Origin of the sequence: Streptosporangium sp. NPDC049644 (assembly GCF_040675205.1) — a bacterium.
Lineage (GTDB): Bacteria > Actinomycetota > Actinomycetes > Streptosporangiales > Streptosporangiaceae > Streptosporangium > Streptosporangium fukuiense.
This window is the reverse complement of the sequence record NZ_JBFAOJ010000204.1, coordinates 1-4,566: the sequence shown is the minus strand read 5'-3', so window position 1 is coordinate 4,566 and position 4,566 is coordinate 1. Positions and strand designations below refer to the sequence as shown.

The 4,566-nt window shown below is 67.0% G+C and carries 5 protein-coding genes and 1 CRISPR repeat array; of the genes, 4 read left to right on the top strand and 1 reads right to left on the bottom strand.

What is annotated here, in order from left to right:
• Window positions 1-278 precede the first annotated feature (278 nt).
• From AB0J58_RS44185 to istA, 3 genes are all read left to right on the top strand, one after another.
• On the top strand, window positions 279-1,094 hold the full coding sequence (locus AB0J58_RS44185) for a peptidoglycan recognition family protein (protein WP_364227650.1): 816 nt from the start codon (window positions 279-281) through the stop codon (window positions 1,092-1,094).
• A gap of 108 nt (window positions 1,095-1,202) precedes the next feature.
• The gene (locus tag AB0J58_RS44180; protein WP_364227647.1) at window positions 1,203-1,424 is read left to right on the top strand and encodes a hypothetical protein; all 222 of its coding nucleotides are present in this window, start codon (window positions 1,203-1,205) and stop codon (window positions 1,422-1,424) included.
• Window positions 1,425-1,479: 55 nt separating this feature from the next.
• A CRISPR array of direct repeats spans window positions 1,480-1,996; the repeat unit is 29 nt; unit sequence CGGCTCACCCCCACGGGCGTGGGGAGGAC.
• An 87-nt stretch (window positions 1,997-2,083) separates the two neighbouring features.
• Window positions 2,084-3,325, top strand: coding sequence for an IS21 family transposase (gene istA / locus AB0J58_RS44175; RefSeq protein ID WP_364227644.1), 1,242 nt, complete (start codon window positions 2,084-2,086; stop codon window positions 3,323-3,325).
• 14 nt (window positions 3,326-3,339) lie between these two features.
• Here istA and AB0J58_RS44170 read toward each other — a convergent pair whose 3' ends face one another.
• On the bottom strand, window positions 3,340-3,594 hold the full coding sequence (locus AB0J58_RS44170) for a hypothetical protein (RefSeq protein ID WP_364227641.1): 255 nt from the start codon (window positions 3,592-3,594) through the stop codon (window positions 3,340-3,342).
• A gap of 44 nt (window positions 3,595-3,638) precedes the next feature.
• Here AB0J58_RS44170 and istB point away from each other — a divergent pair, with 44 nt between their 5' ends.
• On the top strand, window positions 3,639-4,433 hold the full coding sequence (istB, locus tag AB0J58_RS44165) for an IS21-like element helper ATPase IstB (protein WP_364227638.1): 795 nt from the start codon (window positions 3,639-3,641) through the stop codon (window positions 4,431-4,433).
• The last annotated feature ends 133 nt before the right edge of the window (window positions 4,434-4,566 follow it).

Genomic DNA, 4,566 nt, shown 5'->3' with positions numbered 1-4,566 from the left:
AACACCACCACCCCCCCCCCCCATTAAAAAAGCCGCCCGTCACCCCGTGGGCCGGCACGGCTCGCGTCGTGACAGTAGATGTCACTCGCGAGCCTCCCGGGGCATGCGCATACGGCGACGAGCGCGCATGACGCGACAGCTCCGACCGTGATGACGGCGCATGACCTCTCCTCGTGAAGCTCGACTGCTCTGAGTGAAGGATGCCGGGTTTCGGGAATCGTCCGCAACGTGTTTTATCCGCACGATCCGGTTATCGGTCGTTACCAGAGTGATCGATCATGTTGATGAGCTGCCGCCCGGAGGCCGGGCGGGACAGTTCATGTACGGCGACGAAACATACAGAGCTGAGAACCGTGGTTCGGCGACCGTCCACGACGTGCACCCGCCCCTCCCCCGCTGTCGTGCGCGACGGACGGCCAGGCCTGGACGGACCGCTCAGCCAGTTCGGGCTCGGCCGCTCGGGCCGCATCTACGTGATCGCGGCCGGATGGTGCTGGCATAACGCCCCGTCGACCTCGGCGCGGCATGACAACTCCAGCAGCCTCGGGATCGAAGCGGAGAACGACGGCCGACAGCCGTGGCCATCCGTGCAGCTCGATGCCTACCGGAAGTTATGCGCGCGCCTGTGCGAGGAGTTTCGCCTCCCGGCTTCGGTGGTGAAGGGACACAAGGAGGTCAACACCGCCAAGCCCAACCCGCACTCGATCAACATGAACACCTTCCGGGCCGAGATCGCCCGGCTGATCGCAAGAGATGACATGCCGACCGCGAAAGAGATCGCCGACGCCGTGTACGAGCGGTTCACGCACACCGTCCCCGCGGATGTGTGGGCCGCCCGGGAGAAGATCCTCGACCCGGGCCAGAAGGTCGACCCCCGGACCGCGTTCCGGCAGATCTGGGCGTACACCAAGGACGGCTACGCCCGGGACCGGGAGATCCTCGCCCGGCTCGACGCGCAGAACGCCACCATCCGCGAGCTCGCCGGCGCGCTTGCCCAACGGGACGGCGAGATCGACGTGGAGGCTCTCGTTCGCCGGATCGAGGCTGCCATCTCCGGGATCACGATCCGGCTCGACGTCAATGACCACGCCTGATCAGAGACCGCGTTCGTTGCGCGTGGCGGGCGAGCCCGCCCGCCGCACCTCGTCGATGTGAGTCTCGAACGTGCCGCCACAAGCAGGCTGCCCCCGAAGGGAAAGCGTATGAAGGACGACACCAAGCGGGCGTTGCGCACGATCTTACAGACCGGCGTCGGGATCGCCATGGCACTACCGATGATCGTGACCGCCTCCGGGATCCCGGAGGCACTGCCTTGGGTGGCGGGGGCGCTCGCGGTCGCTGGCGGTGTGGCCCGGGTGATGGCGCTCCCGGTCGTGCAGGTGCTGCTGCCGTCGTGGCTGCGGACCGGCACACCCCAGCGGTAGCCTGATCTTCCTGGTGAGAGCTTCGGGGGACCTCAAAGCTCAGGGAACGCCCGCCTCTGCTACCCCCGCGGGCGTGGGGAGGACGCGTGCCACTCGATCTCTAGGTACGGGTCAGTCGGCTCACCCCCACGGGCGTGGGGAGGACACCCGGGACATCAGCGTCCTCGACGGCGGCCACGGCTCACCCCCACGGGCGTGGGGAGGACTGGGGCCAGCCATCCGGGCGGGTCTGCACACCCGGCTCACCCCCACGGGCGTGGGGAGGACGCCAACGCCGGCCGTCTCAGCTCCATCCGCACCGGTTCACCCCCACGGGCGTGGGGAGGACCAGCAAACGGCGAAACTCGCACAACAGGACTGCGGCTCACCCCCACGGGCGTGGGGAGGACGAGGCAACATTCCGCGTCGCCGTCCTGGATGCCGGCTCACCCCCACGGGCGTGGGGAGGACACCGTGTCCTTGCCTGCCTGTCCGGGCTCGCCCGGCTCACCCCCACGGGCATGGGGAAGACCTCAGCGAACCAGAGCTGATCTGGACGCTGATCGGCTCACCCCCACGGGCGTGGGGTGTCGACGCCGCCTGAAAACTGACCCTGTGTCGCCGCTCGAAATCTGACCCCCCAGACGATCCTGGCTCCAGGCGAGCCGGGGAGGATAGGGGTGTTATCCGTGGAGGATTGGGCGGAGATCCGCAGGCTTCATCGAGCGGAGGGAATGCCGATCAAGGCGATCGCGCGGGTGATGGGGGTTTCCAGGAACACGGTGCGGGCCGCGATCGGTAGTGACGGGCCGCCGAAGTACGTGCGCCGATCGGTCAGGTCGATCGTGGACGAGGTCGAGCCGAGGATCAGGGAATTACTGAAGGCGTATCCGACGATGCCCGCCACCGTGATCGCCGAGCGGATCGGGTGGAGTCGCGGCATCACCGTTCTCAAGGAACGCGTCGCGCAGCTGCGGCCGGTCTATCTGCCGCCGGATCCGGCCGGGCGGACCGCGTATGTCGCTGGGGAGATCGCCCAGTGTGACCTGTGGTTCCCTCCGATCAGCGTGCCGGTCGGGTTCGGCCAGGTCCGCAAGAGCGTGCAGTTGCCGGTGCTGACGATGGTGTGCGGCTATTCGCGGTGGATGTCGGCGGTGCTGATCCCGACCCGCAAGGCCGAGGACCTGCTGGCCGGCTGGTGGCAGCTGCTCGAGGCGCTGGGGGCGGTGTCGCGGGTTCTGGTTTGGGACGGGGAAGGCGCGATCGGGCGGTGGCGGGCCGGCCGCTCGGAGCTGACCGCCGACTGCCAGGCGTTTCGCGGGATGCTGGGGGCCAAAGTGCTGATCTGCAAGCCGCGCGACCCCGAGGCCAAGGGCCTGGTCGAGCGGTGTCATGACTACCTGGAACGGTCGTTTCTGCCCGGCCGCGCCTTCGCCTCGCCGCAGGACTTCAACGCGCAGTTGCAGCCGTGGATCGCCACCGCCAACACCCGGATGCGGCGGGTGCTGGGCTGCGCGGCAACCGAGCGGATCGCCGCGGATCGGGCTGGGATGCTCACACTGCCGCCGGTGGCTCCGGCGGTTGGCTGGCGGCGGTCCACCCGGCTGGCTCGTGACCACTACGTCCGTCTGGACGCCAACGACTACTCGGTGCATCCGGCGGTGATCGGACGCCGCATCGAGGTCGTCGCCGACCTGGTGCAGGTGAGGGCGTTTTGTGACGGCAAGAGCGTCGCTGATCACGAACGGGTCTGGGCTGTTCATCAAACGCTGTCGGATGCGGTTCATGTAGAGGCGGCGCGGGTGCTGCGCCGCGAGCGGGTCAACGTGGTGCGACCGGTGAGCGAGGCCGAGGTCGAGCAGCGGCGCTTGACCGACTACGACGCCGCGCTGGGCCTGGATGCCGAGGGAGGTGCGGCGTGAGGCGCCCCGGATTTCTACCAGCCCATGTCCTTGGCGACCTCTTGCTGCGCGGCGGCGATCTCCTCGGCGGTCGATTCGGTGATGTCGACATCGGTGGCCCATTCGAATTGGGACTGCAGGTCGGCCAGTGCCTGTTTTTGCGCTGGGTGTGTGATCGGCACGGTGTTCAGATCGGTGTTGTTCAGCCAGTCGAACAACACGATCGCATCGGCACGCCACAGTCTCAGGTTCACGGTCGGCAGGTCAGGTTCCATTTCCATGACGCCCATGATGTCTGCTCGGGCACTGAATGGACTGAATTGGCGGTGAGGGGGTGATGGCCGGCAAGAGCAGTTCGCGTGACCTGGCAGCGGAAGTGGCGTTTCTCACCCGGGCGTTGAAAGCGCCGACGTTGCGTGAGTCGGTGGCGCGGCTGGCCGAGCGCGCCCGCGCCGAGTCCTGGGCCTATGAGGAGTTCCTGGTCGCCTGTCTGCAGCGCGAGGTATCGGCTCGCGAATCTCATGGTGGGGAGGGCCGGATTCGCGCGGCCCGGTTCCCGGCTCGCAAGAGTCTGGAGGAGTTCGACTTCGAGCATGCGCGCGGGCTCAAACGCGAGAGCATCGCGCACCTTGGCACGTTGGACTTCGTCACCGCGAGGGACAACGTGATCTTTCTCGGCCCGCCGGGCACTGGCAAGACCCATCTGGCGATCGGTCTGGCGATCCGGGCCTGTCAGGCCGGGCATCGGGTGCTGTTCGCTACCGCCGCGCACTGGGTTGCGCTGCTGGCTGAGGCTCATCACGCTGGCCGGTTGCAGAGCGAGTTGCAGCGGCTGGCCCGCTATCCGCTGCTCGTGGTCGATGAGGTCGGCTACATCCCGTTCGAGCCGGAGGCAGCGAATCTGTTCTTCCAGTTGGTGTCGTCCCGCTATGAACGGGCGTCGCTGGTTGTCACCTCGAACAAGCAGTTCGGGCGTTGGGGCGAGGTGTTCGGCGACGAGGTGGTGGCCGCCGCGATGATCGACCGGCTCGTTCACCATGCCGAAGTCATCGCCTTGAAGGGCGACAGCTACCGGCTCAAAGACCGCGACCTCGGTCGCGTCCCGACTGCCGTCACCGACGAGCAGTAGAAGATCAACTCATATGCAGGGGGTCAATTTTCAACCGGGGTGAATTCGAGTGATCATCGCAACGGTGACGGATAGTCATAGTGCCAGAGCTTGATCAAAAACGTCGGCTGGAGTGCGCCAGCCGAGTGTCTTG